Source organism: Mesorhizobium sp. Root102, assembly GCF_001425625.1.
In the GTDB taxonomy this organism is placed as follows: Bacteria; Pseudomonadota; Alphaproteobacteria; order Rhizobiales; family Rhizobiaceae; genus Mesorhizobium.
Map to the genome: position 1 here is coordinate 32,569 of NZ_LMCP01000020.1, position 21,486 is coordinate 54,054.

Consider the following 21,486-nt stretch of genomic DNA (forward strand, 5'->3'; position numbering starts at 1 on the left):
CGCCTATCCCTCAGGCAATCTCATGCCTGCAATGTCCTCATGCTGACGATATGGCTGCAGATCGCGGCAACTCCCCTTTGTTTGCTTCGGATCGAAAATTGGACAATGCTTGATCGCATGCGGATCGGCAATCCATGAGCAGCGAACTTCTTTCTCCCGCCGAAATGAGCGAGGCGGATCGGTTGACGATCGCCGCCGGTCCGGCCGACGGCATCGCCCTGATGCGGCGCGCGGGTGAAGCGGTCGCGGCTGAGGTACTCAAGCGTTATCCCCCGGCGACGCACGTCCATGTGCTGTGCGGCCCCGGCAACAATGGCGGCGATGGCTATGTCGTCGCCCGCATCCTGGCCGTCAGCGGCGTCGGCACAACGATCTGGGCATCCGGAGCGCCGAGGTCGGAAAGCGATGCGGCGCTCGCCGCCTCGGAATGCCCGATCAAGCCCCGGCCGCTGTCTGGTTTCGACGCCGGGTCCGGCTCGATCGTGGTCGACGCGCTCTATGGGGCAGGGCTGTCCAAGCCGCTGTCCGGCGATGCCGCGAAAGCCGTCGATACCGTGACAGCCCTGCGCCTGCCTGTGGTCGCGGTCGACCTGCCGTCGGGCGTCTCGGGTGCCAGCGGCGAAATATTGGGTAGGGCGTTTCGCGCCGAGGTCACCGTCACCTTCGCACGGAAAAAGCCTGGCCACCTGCTGCTGCCGGGACGCGGGCAATGCGGTGAAATCGTGCTCGCCGATATCGGCATCGGCGACAGCATCATTGCCCAGCTCGCTGTATCGACCTTCGAGAATGTGCCGGACCTGTGGCTGCGGGAATTTCCCGTGCCGGCGGTTGACGCGCACAAATACAAGCGTGGCAATGTCGGCGTCTTTTCCGGCGGCCCCAGCGCGACCGGTGCGGCGCGGCTGTCGGCGATGGCCGCGGCGAGAAGCGGGGCAGGGGCGGTCACCGTGCTGTCGCCAGCCAATGCCATGCAGGTGAACGCGACGCACCTGACCTCGATCATGCTGCGCAGGACCGACGACGTCGAGGACATCAAGGCGTTTGTCGGCGAACGTCGGCCGTCGGCTTTTGTTCTTGGACCCGGCTTTGGTGTTGGTGAAAGAACTCAGGCCTTCGCGCTTGCGCTTCTCGGCTCTCGCCGGCCGCAGGACGCCTCCGCGGCGGTCGAAGGCCTTGTGTTCGACGCCGACGTAATCACTTCGTTTCGCGAGGCTCCCGACGTCTTGTTCCAAGCCGCCAATCAGCCCAACGCACCGACTCTGGTGATGACACCGCATGACGGTGAATTCGGCCGGTTGTTCCCCGATATCGCTGGCGACAACACCTTGTCGAAACTGGACAAGGCGCGTGCGGCCGCAGCGCGGGCCAATGCCGTCATCGTCTACAAAGGCGCCGACACGGTGATCGCTGCGCCTGATGGCAAGGCGGCGATCAATTCCAATGGCGCGGCATGGCTGGCCACTGCCGGGTCAGGTGACGTGTTGTCAGGCATCATTGCCGGTCTGCTCGCACAGGGCATGCCACCCTTCGAAGGCACCTGTGCGGCGGTGTGGTTGCATGCGGAGGCCGGCAGCCGGTTCGGCCCCGGTCTGATCGCCGAGGATCTGCCCCTGGCGCTGGTGCCGGTGTTGCGCGAACTCTTCGACGCGCGCACGGCCGCCCAATGAGCCGCGCTCTGGCTCTGTTGCTCGCAACTCTCTTTGGCGCCTTCATGGCGTCGACGGCGCGCGCCGAAGGCCCTGTGACCGTCGTCGACAACCCGACGGTGCTCGCCGCGCTCGATGCCAAGGGTTTCGGCTTCGCCGCCGTTTTCGGGGTCGACGGCGAGGATGGTCTGAAGACGCTCTACGACGAGGCGCCGGCCTATCACGCCATCGTCGAGACGGTAGCCTCCGATGTTGCGGCGCTGCGCGCCGACATGAAGGCCGGCGGGCGGCCGCTTTACGAGGTCACTGACGGTAATGTCGGCCGCATCATGGACATGCGCTGGCTGAAGACCGATGCCGCGCGTTTCCGGCTGGTCGGTGTCGTCAACCGGCTCGACCGTCGCGACTTCGCAGTGCTGCAGGGCGACAAGAGCTGCGGCGAGGTGCGCTTGATCTACCGCCTGGCCTACAGCTTTCGGAAGAACGGCAAGCTGCTGGCGTCACGCCTGCCGTTCAATTTCAATGCCATCTACAGCGCGGCACCCGATGCCGATGGCGGCTGCATCGGCACTGCCGGACGCTGGACGCCACAGCTTGACGAGAGCGTCGATGCCGGCTGGCTGACCGGTGGACCGCTGGAGAGGACCGGGCTGACCTTAAAGCAGCTGGAGCTCAACGCACAGGTGGTGCGCCTTCCCTCCGGCCAGGAAACCGAGTTCGGCGGGCAGGCGGCCTATCTCATGCGGATATTCGGCATCGATGGCGCTGATATCAGCGAGAAGCCGCTGGAAAACACGCCCGACACCACACGGCTCTCGCAGAATGCGGCATTGAAGGCACGGCTCGCCGCCTATGTCGGCGCCAATCTGCCCGCGGTCGACGAAGGCGTCTATCAAATCCCCGACGAGTTCCTGGCCAGGAAAATTATCTCATGGTCGACCTTCGGCAGTGCGCGGCAGGCCAATCATCCGTTTACGCAACTATTCCAACTCAAGCAATTCGTAGCGCTCGATTATTCCACGCTGAAACTGGTGCGCACGCCGGAAGCGCTGGTCGAGCGGCTGGACAATGGCGCCTGCCAGGGTTGCCATCAGGCCGGTTCCACCGCCGGGTTCCATTTCATCGGCCTCGACGACAAGACGACGTCGCCGCTCAATCGCATCGAGGTCGGCATCTCGCCGCATCTTCATGCCGAGATTCCGCGCCGCCAGGCCTGGCTTCGCGCCACCGCCGAAGGCAACGAGCCAAACCGCTTCCGGCCGCTCTCCTTTGCGCCGCCGGCGGCCTGGACGGATATCGAGGTCGAGTACGCGCCGGCAGAGATGGCAATGCCGTGCCTGATGCCGGAAGATGCCGCACGCTTCGGTGCGAGCTGGCAATGCGGCAGCGGCACCGTCTGCACGCCGCTGGCCACCGCTTCAGGCGTGCGCACCAAACTGGCGCAATGCCTGCTCCCCAAGGATAGCGCTGACATGTTTTCCGGGCATCCTTGTCTGACCGGCTCGATCGCCAGCAATGCGGCGCAGCCTTTCAACGACCGCTACAGCATATCGGGCCAGTTCGCGGCCTTCGCGCCTGACGTTTCGCGCACCGCTTACACCTGCCGTCCGCCGAAGATCGGCGTGCCTGGCGGCATCGCCTATCGCGGCTGCGACGACAAGGACCGTACATTTGCCGCCTTCAAAGCCGGCAAGCCGATGCCGAACGAGATTTGCGGGCTGGTCGGCGGCAAGAAATTCGACATCTGCGTGGCCACCAACAATTTCGACCAATGCCTCGGCGGCGCCGTCAATCGCGGCAACCGGCCGGCCTGTTCAGCCGATCATTTCTGCCGCGAGGACTATATGTGCCAGTCGCTGCCGCCGGACACGCCGGGCATTTCAAAAGTGAAAGGCATCGGCTTCTGCTCGCCGACCTACTTCATCTTCCAGATGCGCATCGACAACCACGCAACGCCATGGGCCAGCCCTGTCCGCGCCACCATGGGAGCGGGATTTGGCGCGGCGGAAGAGGAGTGAGCTGCCGACGCCTCACAGCGGAATGTTGTCGTGCTTCTTCCAGGGGTTCTGCATATCCTTGTTGCGCAGCATGCGCAGCGCTCGTGCGATGCGGCGGCGGGTCGAGTGCGGCATGATCACCTCATCGACATAGCCGCGTTCGGCGGCGACGAAGGGCGACAGGAAGCGATCCTCGTAAGCCTTTGTATGGGCTGCGATCTTTTCGGCATCGCCGATGTCCTTGCGATAGATGATCTCGACCGCGCCCCTGGCGCCCATCACCGCGATCTGCGCCGTCGGCCAGGCATAGTTCATGTCGCCGCGCAGATGTTTTGAGGCCATCACGTCATAGGCTCCGCCATAGGCTTTTCTGGTGATGACGGTGATCTTCGGCACGGTGGCCTCGGCATAGGCGAACAGGAGTTTCGCACCGTGCTTGATCAACCCGCCATATTCCTGCGCGGTGCCGGGCAGGAAGCCCGGAACATCGACGAAGGTGACGATCGGGATCGAAAAACAGTCGCAAAAGCGCACGAAGCGCGCTGCCTTGCGGCTGGCGTCCGAATCGAGCACGCCGGCCAGAACCATCGGCTGGTTGGCGACGAAGCCGACCGTGCGGCCCTCGACGCGTCCGAAGCCGGTGACGATGTTCTTGGCAAAATTCTGCTGGATTTCGAAGAAGTCGCCTTCATCGGCGACCTTCATGATCAGTTCTTTGATGTCGTAGGGCTTGTTGGCGTTGTCGGGAATCAGCCGATCGAGCGACAGGTCATGGTCGGTGACCGACTGGTAGCATTCGATCTCGGGAAGCTCCGATGTGTTGGAGGCCGGCAGCAGGTCGACCAGCCGGCGCATCTGCAGCAGCGCCTCGACGTCATTGTCGTAGGCGCCGTCGGCAATCGAGGATTTCGTCGTGTGGACCGAGGCACCGCCGAGGCTCTCGGCGGTCACCGTCTCGTTGGTCACGGTCTTCACCACATCCGGTCCGGTGACGAACATGTAGGAGGTGTCGCGCACCATGAAAATGAAGTCGGTCATGGCAGGCGAATAAACGTCGCCGCCGGCGCAAGGCCCCATGATCACCGAGATCTGCGGAATGACGCCGGAGGCGAGCACGTTGCGTTGGAAAATCTCGGCATAGCCGCCGAGTGCGGCGACACCCTCCTGGATGCGTGCGCCGCCGGCATCATAGAGGCCGATGATCGGCGCTCGATTGCGCAGCGCCATCTCCTGCACCTTGATGACCTTCTCGGCATGCGCTTCCGACAGCGAACCGCCGAAAACGGTAAAGTCCTTGGCAAAGAGGTAGACCGGGCGGCCGTTGACGGTGCCCCAGCCGGTGACGACGCCGTCGCCGGCGATCTTGGTCTTTTCCATGCCGAAATCGGTCGAGCGGTGCTCGACATACATGTCGAATTCCTCGAACGAGCCCTCGTCGAGAAACACCTCGATGCGTTCGCGCGCGGTGAGCTTGCCCTTCTTGTGCTGGGCGTCGATGCGAGCCTGGCCGCCACCCATGCGGGCGATCTCGCGGCGGCGCTCGAGTTCCTTCAGCACGTCTTTCATCGATTACCTCCCAAGCCAGCGGCATTTCGTGGTAATCGTGCCGGCAAGCGAGCGCAAGCGCCGCTTGCGCCAAGGGTTTTGCTGCGCTGCAACATGAAGCCCCTTGCAATTGGGGACGAACTCAGCCATATGCAGCCCATAGGCGCTTGGGCCGGGAACGAATCCGGCCTTCTCGACGAATGAGACTGGTTGCGTCTGTTTTCCCTCTTTCCGGTATATCGGCCCCTCTTTCCGGTACATCACAAAGCGGCGAAAAAGCCCCGTGGCATGATGCCGGCGGGCACGACAGCGCAGCCGAGTGGACGTTAGCGTCCGCCCGCCTTGTCGTTCCATATCAATTTTTTCGACGGCAGGTTGCGCCCTGCCGCCATCGATGTTTGCGGCCAGAAGCCGCGTGAAAGAAGATTATTTTGACCAACGAAAACACTTTGCCCAGTAGCAACACTGCGGAACTCACCGGTTTCGCGGCACTGGGTATTACGGGTGCGCTGCTCAAGGCCACCCATGCCGCCGGCTTCACCGAACCGAAGCCTATCCAGGCACAGGCGATCCCGCCGCAGATGGAAGGCCGTGACATTTTCGGCATTGCCCAGACCGGCTCGGGCAAGACCGCGGCCTTCGCGCTGCCGATCCTGTCGAAGATCATTGCACTCGGCACCAAGCGCCGGCCGAAGACGGCGCGTGCGCTGATTCTGGCGCCGACGCGCGAACTCGCCGTGCAGATCGAGGACACGATCAAGATCCTCGCCAAGGGCGCGCATGTTTCGACCGCGCTCGTGCTCGGCGGCGTCTCCCGCTTCAGCCAGGTGAAGAAGGTTGCTCCCGGCGTCGACATCCTGATCGCAACGCCCGGCCGGCTGACCGATCTGGTGCGTGAAGGCGACCTCGTGCTTGCCGACACCAAATGGCTGGTGCTGGACGAAGGCGACCGCATGCTCGACATGGGCTTTATCAACGACGTCAAGCGCATCGCCAAGGCGACCGCGCCCGATCGTCAGACGGTGCTGTTCTCGGCGACCATGCCCAACGAAATCGCCGAACTGGCCAAGGGCCTGTTGAAGAACCCGATCCGCGTCGAAGTTGCGCCGCAGAGCACGGCAGCGGCCGAGATCGTGCAAGGCGTCGTTTTTGCCCGCACCAAGCAGAAGCGCCAGGTGCTGTCGACGATGCTTGCCGACGAGGCGATGAAGTCCGTCATCATCTTTTCGCGCACCAAGCATGGTGCCGACAGAGTGACCAAGGACCTTGAGCGCGACGGCTTCAAGGCTGCTGTCATCCACGGCAACAAGTCGCAGAACGCCCGTCAGAAGGCGCTGAACGATTTCCGCGAGGGTTCGGTGCGCATCCTGGTGGCGACCGACATTGCGGCGCGGGGCATCGACGTGCCCGGCATCAGCCATGTCGTGAATTTCGATCTGCCTGACGAAGCGGAGAGCTACGTTCACCGCATCGGCCGCACCGGCCGCAACGGCATGGACGGCATCGCGATCACGCTTTGCGATCCTTCCGAGAACAGCAAGCTGCGCCAGGTCGAGCGCATCATCCGCACCAAGCTGCCGATCGTTGCCGACCATCTCGGCAGCCCCGATCCGCAGCGCAATCCGGCTGAGAAGAACGAGCGCTTCGAGCCGGCCAATGATCGCAACGACCGTAATGGTCGTCGCGACGGCAGGCGGCCCGGTGGCGAGAACAAAGGCAACGGCTTCGGCAAGAAGCGCTTCGGCGACAAGCCGGCTTTCGCTGGCGAGCGCAAGCCGGAAGGCGCCAAGCCGGCCTTCAAGGGCAACAACAAGCGCCGCTTCGGCGGCAAGCGTCCGGCTGCGCGGGCTGCGTAAGCCAGACCGCGTTGTAATCAGTCAGGCTCAGGCTGGCTGATTGCCGGGACCGACCAAGGAAGGGGCGGCTGAAGCGATGCTTCGGTCGCCCTTTTTCGTCTGCCTACTTCACCACCGCCTCGACCCAGACGGCAATCCTTTGCGCGAGAAAGGCCGTGGTCGACGGCGACAGCGCGTCGCCGGCAATGACGTGGTTGTCCGGGTCGCCGGTGTCGTCGACCGGAACGAGTTCATGCGGCGCGCCCCAGCGCCCGGCAATTTCGCGGGTGCGATCGGGCCGCACCACACTGTCGGAATCCGAGAAGAGGAAGAGGGCAGGGATGGTCGCCTTCTCCACCGGCGCGCCATAGGCAAGCTCGGTCAGCGCCTGCATCGGCAAGGTCGCCTCGATCGGATAGCGGGTGGTCCAGAATTTTTCATGCAGCGCGTTGCGCGGCACGAAGCTGTGTTCCTTGCCGGCGACCAGCCTGGCGATCTGATTGCCCCATGGCATGGTCAGGATCTCGGCGCCGGACGCCTTCACGCCGAAATTCGGCGAGATAAATGCAATCGCCGCGACGCCGTCCGAAGCGCCCGGCTGCGTCGCGGCCCATACCGCCAGCGAGCCGCCGGTCGAGGTGCAGATGACGATCACCTTGTCGCCGATCGCCCGGCCGATGGCGAGCGCTTCCTCGTAGTCGTTGATCCAGGCATCGATGCTGCCTTGCGTCATCGCCGCACCGTCCTGCCCGTGACCGGTAAGGCGGGTGTAGAAGAGGTTGGCGCCGAGCTGGTCGGCCACGTCGTCGGGCAGCGGGCGGACCTCGCCCTTCGATGCGGAAAAGCCGTGGATATAGACGATCGACAGCGGCGTCCTCGCATGCACCATCGGATTGGCCCAGACGATCTCCTTCTCCAGCCCGTCGCGGATTCCGGGTACAGCGGCTTCCACCTTTGCCACATAGGCCTGTGGGTCGTCGCCGATCACCAAGGGATCGAAACGGATCGTGGTGTCGACGGGAACGCGTGGGCCGAGCACGAAGGCCAGTGTGAGGATGGCGACAAGGCCCAGCACAGCAAGCACGATCCGTCGCCCCATCGCAGACTCCACGCAACACTAGCTCAACCTATGGCAGCGGCCACCAACAGGGCAAACGGCGGCCCGAAGCAGGCGCGCCGGCCAACTTCGTGAACATGCTTATTCGACTGGCGGCTTGCGGTCGTAATGCAGCGGCCGCGCCTTCCAGCTGGTCATCAGGCTGATAAACCCTCTGCAAAGCGGCCTCGGCAACAGGCTGAGCAGTTTCAGAGGCCAGCTTGTCCGGCGCGGGAAGGTGACTTCGAAGCCGCCGGACTTGATGCCCCGCGCCATGCGCCGCGATGCGCGGCTGACCGGCATCAGCCCCGGCATCGGCAGCATGTTCTTCTCGGTCAGCGGGGTGTCGATGAAGCCGGGATTGAACACCTGGATGCGCACGTTCATTTTGTCGAAATCATACTTCAGCGACTCGGCCAGAATGTTGATGGCCGCCTTGGTGCCGCCATAGGCGGCCGTTGTCGGCCAGCCGAAATAGGACGTGACAGAGCCGACCAGCACGACATGGCCGCGCGCTCGCACACGCATGCGTTCGATGACCGGCACCAGGCCATTGATGATGCCGAAATAGTTGACCTCGAAGGTCCGGCGAAAGTCGTTGACGACAAGATTTTCACCCGGCGTCGAAATGTAGTTTCCGGCATTGAAGACGGCGAGCACGATGGGCCCGAGTTCCTTCTCGATCGCGGCGACGGTTCTTGCCATGCGTGGCTCGTCGGTGACGTCGCAAGGAAAGGCCGTGACACTGCCCGGCATCTGCGCGGTCTCGACGACAAGCGTGTCGATCGGATCGTCGTCGAGCGCTGTCACGGCCACGGCATAGCCCTGGGACGCAAGATCCCTGGCCAGCGAACGGCCGATACCGCTGCTGCCGCCCGTGATCCAGGCGACGCCGTGCTTCGGGTTGGCCCGATAGAGTGTCATGCTGCGCCCTGTCGACTTGTTGGTGCTTTGCTCTAGCGTTGAAGAAATCGAATGAAAAGCTGCTTTTCAACGTCAGCCGGAAATGAACAGTTGCGCAAGAGGTCGGTGTCGCAAAGCGTTGAACGCAACAACAGTACCGCAAATGCGACTGGACCAGGCAAATTCTTGCCTTGAAACCGAAGCTTCGGGTTTCTAGGGTTTCGGCGCACCTACACAAGGAATCTTGAATGCCCCGTTCTGTGATCGACGTGATCGGCAACACGCCTCTGATTCGTCTCAACAAAGCTTCTGAGCAAACCGGCTGCGAGATCCTGGGCAAGGCCGAATTCATGAATCCGGGCCAGTCGGTCAAGGATCGCGCTGGTCTGTTTATCATCCGCGACGCCGAGCAGCGCGGGCTGCTGAAGCCCGGCGGCGTCATCGTCGAGGGGACGGCGGGCAACACAGGCATCGGGTTGACGCTGGTCGCCAAGGCGCTCGGCTATCGCACCGTCATCGTCATTCCCGACACGCAGAGCCAGGAAAAGAAGGACACGATCAAACTGCTCGGCGCCGAGCTGATCGAAGTGCCTGCCGTGCCCTACAAGAACCCCAACAATTACGTGAAACTGTCGGGGCGGCTGGCCGAGCAGCTGGCAAGGTCCGAGCCGAAAGGCGCCATCTGGGCCAACCAGTTCGACAATGTCGCCAACCGTGACGGCCATATCCGCACCACGGCTGAGGAAATCTGGAACCAGACCGGCGGCAAGGTCGACGGCTTTGTCTCGGCGGTCGGTTCGGGCGGAACGCTGGCCGGCGTCGCCTTCGGGCTGAAGGCGAAAAGCAAGGATGTGAAGATCGCGCTCGCCGATCCACTGGGGGCCGCGCTCTACTCATTCTACACCAGCGGCGAACTGAAGTCCGAAGGCAGCTCGATCACCGAAGGCATCGGGCAGGGGCGTATCACCGCCAATCTCGAAGGATTCACGCCGGATTTTTCATTTCAGATTCCGGACAAGGATGCGCTGCCGATCGTCTTCGACCTGATCCAGGAAGAAGGCCTTTGCGTCGGCGGCTCGACCGGCATCAACATTGCCGGCGCGATCCGTCTGGCCAGGGAATTAGGCCCCGGCCACACCATCGTGACGATTCTTTGCGACTACGGCACACGCTATCAGTCGAAGCTGTTCAACCCGGAATTCCTGCGCGAGAAGCAGCTGCCGGTGCCTGGATGGATGGAACAGCGCAGCACAATTTCGGTGCCGTTCGAGAAAGTCGCCTGATGGCGTACAGGACGGATGCCCTGTTTCGTGACGACGCCTATCTGCGCACGGCGGACGCGACAGTCGTTGCCGTCAACGACCGCGGCGGCATCATCCTCGACCGGACGATCTTCTACGCCACGTCGGGCGGCCAACCGGGCGATGCCGGGTATCTCGAACGCGCCGACGGCAGCCGCATCGCCATTGCCGCCACCATTACCGGCGAGACCAAGGACGAGATCATCCATGTGCCGGCGCCCGAGCAAGCGGTGCCACAGGTCGGCGAGAAGGTGAGGCTGGCGATCGACTGGGAGCGGCGGCATCTTTTGATGCGCATGCATGCCGCCTGCCATCTGCTCACCGTCGTCTGTCCGTTCCCGATCACGGGTGCCGCGGTCTCCGAGGATGACAGCCGTGTCGACTTCGACATGCCGGATGCCAGCTTCTCCAAGGAAGAAGTGACGGCGAGCCTGATGGACCTGGTGCGGGCCGACCATCCGATCTTCACCAGGCTGATCAGCGACGAGGAACTGGCCGCCAACCCTAGCTTGGTGAAATCCAAGAACGTCCGGCCGCCGGTCGGCACCGGCAGGATCCGCCTGGTCTGCATCGGCGACAACGCCTCCGTCGACAGCCAGCCGTGCGGCGGCACCCATGTCAAAAGCACCGGCGAAGTCGGTGAAATCCACATCGGCAAGATCGAGAAGAAGGGCCGCGAGAACCGGCGCTTCCGCATCCGCTTCGGCCCGATGCCGGCAAACTGAACAGACAATGATCGCCAGAAGGCGAGCAGGAGAACAAGATGGCCGAGGACAGTCCTTTCACCGTCGACGCGGACTGGCTGCAGCAGCATCTCGGCGAGCCGGGCCTGACGATTGTCGACGCGTCCTGGTATCTCCCGGCGCAGAAGCGCGATGCGCGCGGCGAATACGAGGCGGCGCACATTCCGGGCGCCCGGTTCCTGGATCAGGATGCGGTTTCGGATCCCGATTCGCCGCTGCCGCATACATTGCCGTCGCCGCAGCATTTTGCACAGTATGTGGGCGCCATGGGCGTTTCAGCCGATGACACCATCGTCGTCTATGACGGTCCGGGTTTCTTCTCTGCGCCTCGGGCATGGTGGATGTTCCGGGTCATGGGCGTGTTCCAGACCTATATTCTGGATGGCGGCTTCGATGGCTGGAAAGCCGCCGGCCGGCCGGTAACGGCCGAACCGACGAAGATCGCGCCAAGCGTGTTTCATGCCGATTTCGACGCCGGTCGCGTCGCCAGCCTCGCTGACATGCGCCGGGTGGTCGACACCAGGGAAAGCCAGATCGCTGACGCGCGCGGACCGGGCCGGTTTACCGGTGCGGAAGCGGAGCCTCGTGCTGGCGTTCGCTCCGGCCATATGCCTGGCGCGCGCAATCTGCCTTATTCGGCGCTGTCGGAAAATGGTGAGCTGTTGTCGAAGGACCGCCTGCGCGAGGTGATCGAGGAGGCCGGCATCGATCTGTCGAAACCCGTCATCACCTCATGTGGTTCCGGTGTTACCGCGGCGGTGGTGACCCTTGCGCTGGAAACGCTTGGCCACACCGACAACAGGCTTTACGACGGCTCATGGACGGAGTGGGGCGGGCTTTCCGACACGCCTGTGGTGACCGGCAAGGAATGAAGACGATGGAAAACGGTGCGCTGGAAGACATCGAAGTCACGGTGACGTTTCTCGAGATGCATGTGCCGCCGGCCTATTCGCCGCCCGTGCCCTATAACCGCCAGGTCGCGCTGCTGAAGACCAAGGACATTCCGCTGCATTTCTATCGCTATCTGATGGACCGGGTGGGGCGCAAATGGCACTGGGTCAATGTGCTGCGGCTGGATGATGACGAGCTTTCGGCCGGCATCCACCGCGAGGACCGCGACATCAGGGTGCTCTATCTCGACGGCGCGCCGGCCGGCTTCTTCGATCTCAAGCCGCATCTGCCGGAAGAAGTCGAACTCGCCTATTTCGGCATGATGGAACATGCGACCGGGCAAGGCATCGGTCGCTGGTTCCTGGGCTCCGCGATCGCCGCCGCATGGTCGTACGGTCCCAAACGGGTGACGGTGCAGACCTGCACGCTCGATCATCCGGCCGCTCTGCCGCTCTACCAGAAGCTCGGTTTTGCACCGGTGGCGCAGAAGAAGGAAATCGTGCATCCGCTGCCCTTCACCGAGCGCTCGGCCAGCGTCATGCGGCCGTGACATCAGCCGGAGTCTGACACAAGCCGGAATCTGAACTCGCCGTTCATCGGCGCTTCAGACTGCCTTTGGCATGTTGCCCGCACCATTAATGCGGCCGAGGCCGAAGGAGACAAGACATGCTGACCCGCCGTACACTTGCCGCCGCGCTGATCGCGGCCATTGCCATGCCGAGCCTTGCCGCCGCCCAGGCCACCACGCCTTCGGCCGCAACGATCGAGCGGAAGCTCGAGGCGGCACCGCGCGTGAAGCTGCGGCCGAACGAGCGCGTCACCATCCGCGAATTCAAGCGGCGTCCGGATTTGCGCCGCATGGCCCGCTCGATCGATATCCAGTCGATCAACTTCGCCTTCGGCTCGGCTGCCATTTCCAACTCGCAATACGGCAAGATCGAGAACATCGCCGATGCGCTGCGGCGCATCCTGCGCCGCGACCCCGGCGCCCGCGTGCTGATCGAGGGCCATACCGATGCCGTCGGCTCCTTCCAGTCGAACCGGGCTCTGTCCGAACAGCGCGCTGCCTCGCTGAAGCGTACGCTGGTGCGCGAATTCGGCGTGCCCGGCTATGCACTCGATACCGTCGGCTACGGCGAAGAGTTCCTGCTCGTGCAGACGCAGAACGAAAACTGGCAGAATCGCCGCGTGACGCTGCGCCGCTTCGACGATTTCATACGCTAATTCGCGAGCTCCTAGGATTATCATTATCCGGCTTAATAGGAGTCGTTGAGGGACCGCCGGTCGTCGATCCCTCAACTTTGGCAGGAATCGGGTGGGAAGCGGCGGTGCGGGCATATAATTTCCGGCCAACGCACCGGAGATTTCACATGACAATCCAGTTCAAAGCCTTGCCGACCGAAGATGTCAGGGCGCTGCAGCGCGGCGGCGCCGATGCCTATGGCCAAACGCCCGAGCGCAAGATTTCGGACGGTGACGGCATGCCATGCCGGCACTGCCTGAAGAACATTGCCGCCGGCGACGCTTACCTCATTTTAGCTTACCGGCCATTCCCGGAGCTTCAGCCCTATGCCGAAACCGGGCCAATCTTCCTGCATGCCGAGGAATGCGACCGTGCCGTCGGGAGCGAAGCACTTCCCGAGATCCTCGAAAGCCCCGACTATATCGTGCGCGGCTATGGCAGGGACGATCGTATCGTCTATGGCAGTGGCGGCGTCATCCCGACCGGAGACATCACCGCTCGGGCCGCATCCTTGTTCGAACGCGACGATATCGCCTACGTGCATGTCCGTTCGGCGCGCAACAATTGCTACCAATGCCGCATCGAGCGCGCTTGAGGTAATGAGATTGCCCACGGGAGATGCTGTCGTACTCCCGTCGCATAATCGCAGTAGAAGGCCATTGTCGATGGATTTGCCGACCGCGGATGAACCGGCGGCAAATCTCGATATCGAGGAAAGCGGGGCTTTGGCTCCGCTTTTTTGTTGCCTGCGTTTTCGCAAGAATTGTCCGCGCAACGAAAAAGCCCGCCGGCGAGGCCGACGGACTGCAACTGTTTGGCTGGAGGGCCTTTTAGTTGAACTTGTACTTCGCGCCGAGGCGCACGGTCTGGAACGACGGGGTGTCCTCAAGGAACCCGCCCGAGCCGAAGTCTTCCTTCTGATACTGCGAATAGCGATACTCGAGACCGACGGTCATATTGCTGGAAACGGCTGTTTCCAAGCCGCCACCGATCGAGAAGCCGCTGGAGCCCCAATCGTAGATGTCGGCGCTGCCGCCACCCGGTGCTTCTGCATGCAGATCAAAATGCTGCCAGCTGTAACCGCCGAGCACATAGGCCAAGGTTGATTCGTTGACCTTGGCACCAATTCGAGCGAGGGCATCGAAGCCATAGTCGGCGTCGCCCTTGATTGAGCCGCCGCCAATATCAAGCTTGGACTGGATGCCAGAATAACGGGCGTCCAACTGAACGCCTGCGACCCAGCTGCCGAAATCATGATCATAACCGACGCTGGCCTCGCCGAACACGCCTTCGCCGCCGATGCCGTCCAACTCAACGGCACCTAGGAGCGTCAGGTCATGCACCATCGTGCCGGCACCGAGCGCACCTCCAACATAGAACCCGCTCCAGTTGTAGGCTGGGCTAGCAAACGAAGTGCCGCCACCATTCTGCGCGCCGAAGCGATAGTTGGCAGCGATATGGAAGGTGTGGGTGGACGGCTCGACATTTAGAGAGGCGCCGCCAAGATCGAGGACCGACTTGTCGCCGTAGTCTGCATAGCGATATTCAGTCTTCAGCGTCCAGTTGCCACGCAGCACGGTTTCCATGCCAACGCCGAGAACATAGCCACTGCGGTCCTGCGAAAATTCCAAGCCGTCCGCTGCGCCCGAGCCATCAAGCTTGAAATGCTGCCAGGTATAGCCACCGAGCACATAGCCCAGCGTATTCTGATTGAGCAGGTAGCCGGCGCGCAGGCCAACATCGAAGCCATAGGAGTTTGTCAGATCGACATCGCCACCGGCAATGCTCAACGAGGGACCGATATTGCTCAAATTCGCGTCGATGAAACCGCCGAGCAGGAAACGCTCCGAAACCATGTAGTCGTAGCCTGCGGTCAATTCACCAAATACGCCATTTCCACCAAGGCCATTGAAGCCCAGGCCCGGCACGCTGAACTTATGCACGCTAGCGCCAAAGCCGCCGCCAATGCCGACGTAAGCGCCGCTCCAGTTGAAGCCGCTGGCTTCAACCGGCTGTACAACGTCGGCCGCGTGAGCAGCAGACATCAAAGCCACAGCCGAAACAGCACCGAGAAGAAAAGATTTCGCAGAAACGCGAATGAACATAGCCCAAACCCCTTATGAACAACCCCGCAGTATCTCTAGCAGGGAGTCGGCTGATTTAGGTATGATAAAAATGCAACAATGGTAGGCGAAGTGCCGTTACGGCACATGTTTTTGATCCTGAATTGCCTGGAAAAAAGGCACCGACATCCTTGATTTCTCGAAGAAAAACCCGCCGGCGTAAACCGGCGGGCCGACGGGAGAAAATGTTCCTATGTGAGGATTCAGGCCGCGAGAACCGCTTTCGGCTCGACCAGTTCGTAGCCGAGCGCCTCGGCGACAGCCCGGTTGGTGATCTTGCCCTTGTGGACATTGAGGCCGTTGCGCAAATGGTGGTCGTCGACCAGCGCCTTCAGGCCCTTGTCGGCAAGCTGCAGGCCATAGTGAAGCGTCGCGTTGTTGAGCGCATGGGCTGACGTGACCGGCACCGCGCCCGGCATGTTGGCGACGCAATAGTGGATGACGCCGTCGACCTCGTAGGTAGGATCGGCATGGGTGGTGGCATGCGAGGTCTCGAAGCAGCCGCCCTGGTCGATGGCGACGTCGACCAGCACCGAGCCTTTCTTCATGCCCGACAGCATTTCGCGCGAAACCAGCTTGGGCGCCGCAGCACCCGGGATCAGCACGGCGCCGACGACGATGTCGGCCGAAAAGCACTCTTCTTCCAGCGCTTCGACAGTCGAGTAACGGGTGTGGACGCGGCCGGCGAAGAGATCATCCAACTGGCGCAATCTCGGGATCGAGCGGTCGATGATGGTGACGTCGGCGCCAAGGCCCGCCGCCATCCTGGCAGCATGCAGGCCGACGACGCCGCCGCCGAGCACGGTGACCTTGCCCGGCAGCACGCCGGGCACTCCGCCCAGCAGCACGCCGCGGCCACCATTGGCCTTCTGCAGCGCCGTGGCGCCGGCCTGGATCGACAGGCGTCCGGCAACTTCCGACATCGGCGCCAGCAGCGGCAGGCCGCCACGATCGTCGGTCACGGTCTCGTAGGCGATTGCCGTCACGCCGGACGCGAGCAGGCCCTTGGTCTGCTCCGGATCCGGGGCAAGATGAAGATAGGTGTACAGAATCTGGCCTTCGCGCAGCTGCGCCCATTCGTTGGGCTGCGGCTCCTTGACCTTGACGATCATGTCCGACTTGGCAAACACGTCGGCAGCCGTCTTGGCGATGGTGGCGCCGGCGGCGCGGTAGGCGTTGTCATCTGCGCCGATGCCGGCCCCGGCGCCGGTCTCGACCAGCACTTCGTGGCCGTGGGCAACATACTCGCGGACCGAGCCGGGGGTGAGGCCGACGCGATATTCGTGGTTCTTGATTTCCTTGGGGCAGCCGACGCGCATTTTCTTCTCCTGATCCGGCCCTTTTGGGCTCGTTCCCTGTATGGATGAAGTAAACCACGAATCGTTGCGCAGGTGTTTGCGAATGCGCTTGCGCCAACGGGCAGGTTTCGGTAATCGTTGCGAAAAATAGCTATATATTCGCAGGATTCACGAAAAATGCCGCTCGATAGGATTGATATCGCCATTCTCGAGACTTTGCAGAAGGATGGCAGGATACCCAATGCAGCACTGGCCGAGAGGGTTGGCCTGTCGCAGTCGGCCTGTTCACGCCGGCTCGACAATCTGGAGAAATCCGGAACCATCCGCGGCTACCATGCCCGGCTTTCCAATGCCGCACTTGGGCACCAGATGACGGCGATCGTGCACATATCGTTGTCGGGACAGTTCGAGAAGACGCTGTCGGATTTCGAGGCGGCGATCAAGCGCTGCCCGAACGTTCTGTCCTGCCATCTGATGTCGGGTGAGTACGACTACATCCTGAGGATCGCGGCGAAGGATCTCGTCGACTATGAGCGCATCCACAAGGAATGGCTGTCGGCGATGCCGCACGTGACCAAGATCAACTCGTCATTCGCCTTGCGCGAGATCGTTGATCGCACGGCCATGGGCATGAAGCCGGAGATGGCTTAGCTGGCTTCCGTCACAAGCCGATCCATTGGGATGTCGTGCGGCTGCGGGTAGATGGTGGCGATGCGCTGCAGTTCGTAGCCGACGCCGATGACCAGCGGTTTGAACGGCATTGCCGCCAGCGTGCGGTCGAAAAAGCCGCCGCCATAGCCCAGGCGGAAGTTTTGGGGATCGATGCCGACGATCGGCGAGATGACGATGTCCGGCAGCACCGGATCGCCCTCGGCCGGGATCGGGATGTTCCAGACGCCTTTTTCCAACCGGTCGCCCGGCGCATAGGCGCGAAAGATCAGCGGCTGTCCTTTCTCGATGACGATGGGCAGGGCGGTGCGGCCGCCGCGTTCATTGATGGACGCCATCCATGGCCGCAGGTCCGGCTCGCCGCGAAACGGCCAGTAAAGGCTGACCATGCGGCCGGCGATCTCGCCGACGATCCCGTCGAGGCCTTCCGCAATACGCTGTGACATCGCCGTTCGCGCGTCGGCGGAGACGGCAAGACGCGCGGCGATCAGGCGTTCGCGCTCGGCCTTGCGCCAGCGTCGCACATCGGTCCAGTCGCTCAGAGGCGCACGGAATTCCGGATCGAGTTCATGCATGAAACAGGGCGGCGAAGAATACTGCGCCGGAGCCTCATCGTCATGATCGTCGGCCATGCCTCACCTCATCGCGTGTTCGATGACGCTATACCTCGCGATACGATACAACATGTGCATTCACGACATGGAACGACGAGTCTCGGGCACCGGCGGTCTGTTGCTGCATTGCACAAAAGTACCTACATCTGGGGCAGGCAATTTTGCTCGCCAGGGTGAATTGAGATGAACGAAGCCAGCCATCATGTGGTCGTTGTCGGCGCGGGTTTCGGTGGCCTCGAATTCACCCGCGCGCTTGGCGGCGCACCAGTGCGCATGACCATGATCGACAAGCGCAACCATCATCTTTTCCAGCCGCTGCTCTATCAGGTGGCAACGACGGCGCTGGCAACCTCCGAGGTTGCCTGGCCGATCCGCCATCTCCTGCGCAAGCGCAAGGACGTGACGACGTTGCTGGCCAACGTCACCGGCGTCGACCGCGCCGGCAAACGCGTGTTGCTCGATGACGGCAGCGCCGTCGCCTACGACACGCTGGTGCTGGCCACCGGCGCTCGCCACGCCTATTTCGGTCACGACGAGTGGGAGCCTTTCGCGCCAGGCCTGAAGACGCTGGAAGACGCCACCACCATTCGGCGGCGCATTCTCTTGGCCTTCGAGCAGGCAGAGCGGGAGACCGATCCCGCCAAACGCCAGGCGCTGCTGACCATTGCGATCGTCGGCGGTGGCCCGACCGGCGTGGAACTGGCCGGCACCATCGTCGAGCTGGCGCACGACACACTGCGCGGCGAGTTCCGCAACATCGATACGCAGCAAACGCGCGTGGTACTGATCGAGGCCGGCGAACGCATCCTTGCCAATTTCGCGCCAAAACTCTCCGACTATGCCAGCAAGGCACTCGAGCGGCTCGGTGTGACGGTCGAGCTCGGACGGGCTGTCACGCGCTGCGATGCCGAGGGCGTCGTTTTTGGCGACAGGCAACTGGCGGCCCGAACGATTCTGTGGGCGGCAGGCGTTGCCGCTTCGCCCGTTGCCGAATGGCTCGGCGCGGCCGCGGACCGGGCGGGCAGGGTGCTCGTCGAGCCTTACCTGACCGTGCCGGGCAGCCCCGAGATTTTCGTCATCGGCGATGCCGCGCATGTCCTGCGGCCGGACGGCCGCCCCGTTCCCGGCGTGGCACCGGCCGCCAAGCAGCAGGGCCGGCATGTTGCCGCCACGCTGAAGGCGCGGCTTGCCGGCGACACCAGCTCGCGGCCGTTCCGCTACCGGCATGACGGCGATCTCGCCACGATCGGCAAGCGCGCCGCGGTGATCGATTTCGGCTGGATCAAGCTGACCGGTTGGGCGGCCTGGTGGCTGTGGGGGATTGCTCACATCTATTTCCTGATCGGCTTTCGCAACCGGCTTGCGGTTTCGTTGAGCTGGCTATGGATCTACGCGACGGGCCAACGCAGCGCGCGATTGATCACCCAGGGCGACGACGACAAGGGCTGATCTTCTCCGGCTGCGTATGTTCATCCGCGCGTCATCTGTTGCTGATCGACTGATGTTTGGCGCGCGCAACTTCTTGAATGGACTTGGATGAGTTTCAGAGCGAAATTCGCTTTGGGGCAGGGCCTGTTACGTCGTCGAAGGAGAAAACATGTCGCAACTGCTCCATCCCGTATCCCGCCGCGATCTCCTTGCGGGCGCCGCCGCCGCAGGGGCACTGATCATGCTGCATCCGTTCTCCGCTCGCGCTCAAGATAACCAGGCGCATCTCCGGATCATGGAGACCACCGACATCCATGTGAACGTGCTGCCCTACGACTACTACGCCGACAAAGCGAACGACACGATGGGCCTGTCGCGCACGGCTTCCCTGATTGACGCGGTGCGCAAGGAAGCCGTGAATTCGATGCTGATCGACAATGGCGACCTGCTGCAGGGCAACCCGATGGGCGACTACATCGCCTATGAGAAGGGCCTGAAGGACGGCGACCTGCATCCAATCATGAAGGGCATGAACCTGCTCGGCTACGAGTGCTCTACGCTGGGCAACCACGAGTTCAACTACGGCCTGTCATTCCTGGACAAGGTGCTGGCCGGCGCCAATTTCCCCTTCGTCTGCGCCAATCTGATCCGCGGCACCGAGTTGGCCTCGAACCCGCGCGACGACAAGCTCTATCTCAAGCCCTATGTCATCCTCGACAAGAAGATCAAGGACGGTTCGGGCGCCGAGCAGCCGATCAGGGTCGGCATCATCGGCTTCGTGCCGCCGCAGATCATGGTCTGGGATCTCAAGAACCTCGAAGGCAACGTCAAGACGCGCGACATTGTCGAGGCGGCCAAGGCCTGGGTGCCGCAGATGAAGGAGGAGGGCGCCGGCATCGTCATTGCGCTCTCGCATTCCGGCATCGACGTGAAGCAGGGTGACATGATGGAGAACGCATCGTTCTTCGTCGCCGGCGTCGATGGCATCGACGCGGTGTTCACCGGTCACCAGCATCTGGTGTTCCCCGGCAAGAAGGATTTCCAGTCGCTCGAAGGTGTCGACACGCAAAGAGGCACGCTGCAGGGCAAACCCGCCGTCATGGGTGGATTCTGGGGCTCGCATATGGGGCTGATCGACCTGATGCTGGAGCGCGACGGGTCGAAATGGAAGGTCGTTTCAGCCACTTCCGAAGCGCGGCCGATCTTCGAGCGCGTCGACAACAAGAACAAGTCGACTGTCCCCGACGACAAGCGCATCATCGCTGCCCTCGCACAGGATCACCAGGCGACACTGGCCTATGTGCGCCGCCCGGTCGGCAAGACCTCCGCGCCGCTCTATTCCTATTTCGCGCTGGTCGCGGACGACCCGTCGGTGCAGGTCGTCAGCCAGGCGCAGACCTGGTACCTCAGGGATATTCTCAAGAACACGCAATGGAAGGATGTGCCGCTGCTGTCGGCCGCCGCGCCCTTCAAGGCCGGCGGACGCAACGGCGCCGACTACTATACCGACGTGCCGGCCGGCGACGTCGCCATCAAGAACGTTGCCGACCTCTATCTCTATCCCAACACCGTGCGCGCGGTCGAAATAACCGGTGCTCAGGTCAAGGAATGGCTGGAAATGTCAGCCGGCATCTTCAACCGGATCGAGCCAGGGAAGGCCGATCAGGCCCTCATCAACACCGACTTCCCATCCTACAATTTCGACGTCATCGACGGCGTCACCTATAAAATAGACCTGTCGCAGCCGCCGAAATACGATGCCAAGGGCGGGCAGGCGAATGCCGACGCCAACCGCATCGTCGACCTGATGTTCGACGGAAAACCAATTGATCCCAAACAGACATTTGTCGTCGCGACCAACAATTACCGAGCTGGTGGCGGCGGAAATTTCCCCGACATCAATGCCTCGAAGATCATCTACGAGGCACCGGACACCAATCGCGACGTCATCGTTCGCTACATCGTGAGCGAGGGCACGATCAATCCGTTGGCGGACGACAACTGGTCGTTCGCGCCATTGCCTGGAACCAGCGCCGTGTTCGAAACCGGCGCCAAGGCGGAGGATTTCATTGCGCAGGTGAAGTCACTGAAAATCGAGCCGGCGGGCGAGGGCGAGGCGGGATTCGCGAAATACCGCATCCTTCTCTGATCACT

18 protein-coding genes are annotated in these 21,486 nt (G+C 62.5%); 12 read left to right on the forward strand and 6 right to left on the reverse strand.

Features of this window, described 5'->3' with window-relative positions:
* Window positions 1–134: 134 nt before the first annotated feature.
* Window positions 135–1,667, forward strand: coding sequence for a bifunctional ADP-dependent NAD(P)H-hydrate dehydratase/NAD(P)H-hydrate epimerase (locus ASD12_RS17630; protein WP_056588643.1), 1,533 nt, complete (start codon window positions 135–137; stop codon window positions 1,665–1,667).
* On the forward strand, window positions 1,664–3,664 hold the full coding sequence (locus tag ASD12_RS17635; RefSeq protein ID WP_056588644.1) for a hypothetical protein: 2,001 nt from the start codon (window positions 1,664–1,666) through the stop codon (window positions 3,662–3,664). The genes ASD12_RS17630 and ASD12_RS17635 overlap by 4 nt, the downstream gene beginning before the upstream one ends.
* A gap of 12 nt (window positions 3,665–3,676) precedes the next feature.
* Here ASD12_RS17635 and ASD12_RS17640 read toward each other — a convergent pair whose 3' ends face one another.
* Window positions 3,677–5,209 carry an acyl-CoA carboxylase subunit beta gene (locus tag ASD12_RS17640; protein ID WP_056588646.1) on the reverse strand — a complete coding sequence of 511 codons (1,533 nt, stop codon included), beginning with the start codon at window positions 5,207–5,209 and terminating at the stop codon, window positions 3,677–3,679.
* A 410-nt stretch (window positions 5,210–5,619) separates the two neighbouring features.
* Here ASD12_RS17640 and ASD12_RS17645 point away from each other — a divergent pair, with 410 nt between their 5' ends.
* The gene (locus ASD12_RS17645; protein WP_056588648.1) at window positions 5,620–7,044 is read left to right on the forward strand and encodes a DEAD/DEAH box helicase; all 1,425 of its coding nucleotides are present in this window, start codon (window positions 5,620–5,622) and stop codon (window positions 7,042–7,044) included.
* 103 nt (window positions 7,045–7,147) lie between these two features.
* On the opposite strand, the gene ASD12_RS17650 is transcribed toward ASD12_RS17645, so the two are convergent.
* Both ASD12_RS17650 and ASD12_RS17655 read right to left on the reverse strand, forming a co-directional pair.
* Window positions 7,148–8,122, reverse strand: coding sequence for an alpha/beta fold hydrolase (locus ASD12_RS17650; protein ID WP_056588650.1), 975 nt, complete (start codon window positions 8,120–8,122; stop codon window positions 7,148–7,150).
* A 99-nt stretch (window positions 8,123–8,221) separates the two neighbouring features.
* Entirely contained in the window at window positions 8,222–9,043 is an 822-nt protein-coding gene (locus ASD12_RS17655) for an SDR family oxidoreductase (protein ID WP_056588652.1), read from the reverse strand.
* A gap of 227 nt (window positions 9,044–9,270) precedes the next feature.
* Between ASD12_RS17655 and ASD12_RS17660 the strand changes: the two genes are divergently transcribed.
* The 6 genes from ASD12_RS17660 (at window position 9,271) to ASD12_RS17685 (ending at window position 13,795) form a co-directional block, all read left to right on the forward strand.
* A complete protein-coding gene (locus ASD12_RS17660) occupies window positions 9,271–10,305 on the forward strand; it encodes a cysteine synthase A (RefSeq protein WP_056588654.1) in 1,035 nt (344 codons plus the stop codon).
* Window positions 10,305–11,048 (forward strand): alanyl-tRNA editing protein, encoded by a 744-nt coding sequence (locus tag ASD12_RS17665; RefSeq protein ID WP_056588656.1) that lies wholly within the window; start codon window positions 10,305–10,307, stop codon window positions 11,046–11,048. Before ASD12_RS17660 ends, ASD12_RS17665 begins: the two co-directional genes overlap by 1 nt.
* Before the next feature lie 38 nt (window positions 11,049–11,086).
* Window positions 11,087–11,938 carry a 3-mercaptopyruvate sulfurtransferase gene (gene sseA, locus ASD12_RS17670; protein WP_056588658.1) on the forward strand — a complete coding sequence of 284 codons (852 nt, stop codon included), beginning with the start codon at window positions 11,087–11,089 and terminating at the stop codon, window positions 11,936–11,938.
* Window positions 11,939–11,943: 5 nt separating this feature from the next.
* On the forward strand, window positions 11,944–12,507 hold the full coding sequence (locus ASD12_RS17675) for a GNAT family N-acetyltransferase (protein ID WP_056588808.1): 564 nt from the start codon (window positions 11,944–11,946) through the stop codon (window positions 12,505–12,507).
* Between the two features lie 116 nt (window positions 12,508–12,623).
* Entirely contained in the window at window positions 12,624–13,181 is a 558-nt protein-coding gene (locus ASD12_RS17680) for an OmpA family protein (protein WP_056588659.1), read from the forward strand.
* Between the two features lie 146 nt (window positions 13,182–13,327).
* A complete protein-coding gene (locus ASD12_RS17685) occupies window positions 13,328–13,795 on the forward strand; it encodes a DUF1203 domain-containing protein (protein WP_056588669.1) in 468 nt (155 codons plus the stop codon).
* Window positions 13,796–14,030: 235 nt separating this feature from the next.
* On the opposite strand, the gene ASD12_RS17690 is transcribed toward ASD12_RS17685, so the two are convergent.
* Window positions 14,031–15,305, reverse strand: a complete 1,275-nt coding sequence (locus tag ASD12_RS17690) for an outer membrane beta-barrel protein (RefSeq protein WP_056588671.1) — start codon at window positions 15,303–15,305, stop codon at window positions 14,031–14,033.
* A 221-nt stretch (window positions 15,306–15,526) separates the two neighbouring features.
* Window positions 15,527–16,642, reverse strand: a complete 1,116-nt coding sequence (gene ald, locus ASD12_RS17695; RefSeq protein WP_056588673.1) for an alanine dehydrogenase — start codon at window positions 16,640–16,642, stop codon at window positions 15,527–15,529.
* A gap of 156 nt (window positions 16,643–16,798) precedes the next feature.
* Here ald and ASD12_RS17700 point away from each other — a divergent pair, with 156 nt between their 5' ends.
* Window positions 16,799–17,272 (forward strand): Lrp/AsnC family transcriptional regulator, encoded by a 474-nt coding sequence (locus tag ASD12_RS17700; RefSeq protein WP_056588675.1) that lies wholly within the window; start codon window positions 16,799–16,801, stop codon window positions 17,270–17,272.
* On the opposite strand, the gene ASD12_RS17705 is transcribed toward ASD12_RS17700, so the two are convergent.
* Window positions 17,269–17,922, reverse strand: a complete 654-nt coding sequence (locus tag ASD12_RS17705) for a 5-formyltetrahydrofolate cyclo-ligase (RefSeq protein ID WP_082525504.1) — start codon at window positions 17,920–17,922, stop codon at window positions 17,269–17,271. The genes ASD12_RS17700 and ASD12_RS17705 overlap by 4 nt on opposite strands.
* Before the next feature lie 165 nt (window positions 17,923–18,087).
* On the opposite strand from ASD12_RS17705, the gene ASD12_RS17710 reads away from it, so the two are divergent.
* Both ASD12_RS17710 and ASD12_RS17715 read left to right on the forward strand, forming a co-directional pair.
* Window positions 18,088–19,353 carry an NAD(P)/FAD-dependent oxidoreductase gene (locus ASD12_RS17710; protein ID WP_056588677.1) on the forward strand — a complete coding sequence of 422 codons (1,266 nt, stop codon included), beginning with the start codon at window positions 18,088–18,090 and terminating at the stop codon, window positions 19,351–19,353.
* Window positions 19,354–19,501: 148 nt separating this feature from the next.
* Window positions 19,502–21,481: a bifunctional 2',3'-cyclic-nucleotide 2'-phosphodiesterase/3'-nucleotidase gene (locus tag ASD12_RS17715; protein ID WP_056588679.1), complete on the forward strand. Its 1,980-nt coding sequence runs from the start codon at window positions 19,502–19,504 to the stop codon at window positions 21,479–21,481.
* The last annotated feature ends 5 nt before the right edge of the window (window positions 21,482–21,486 follow it).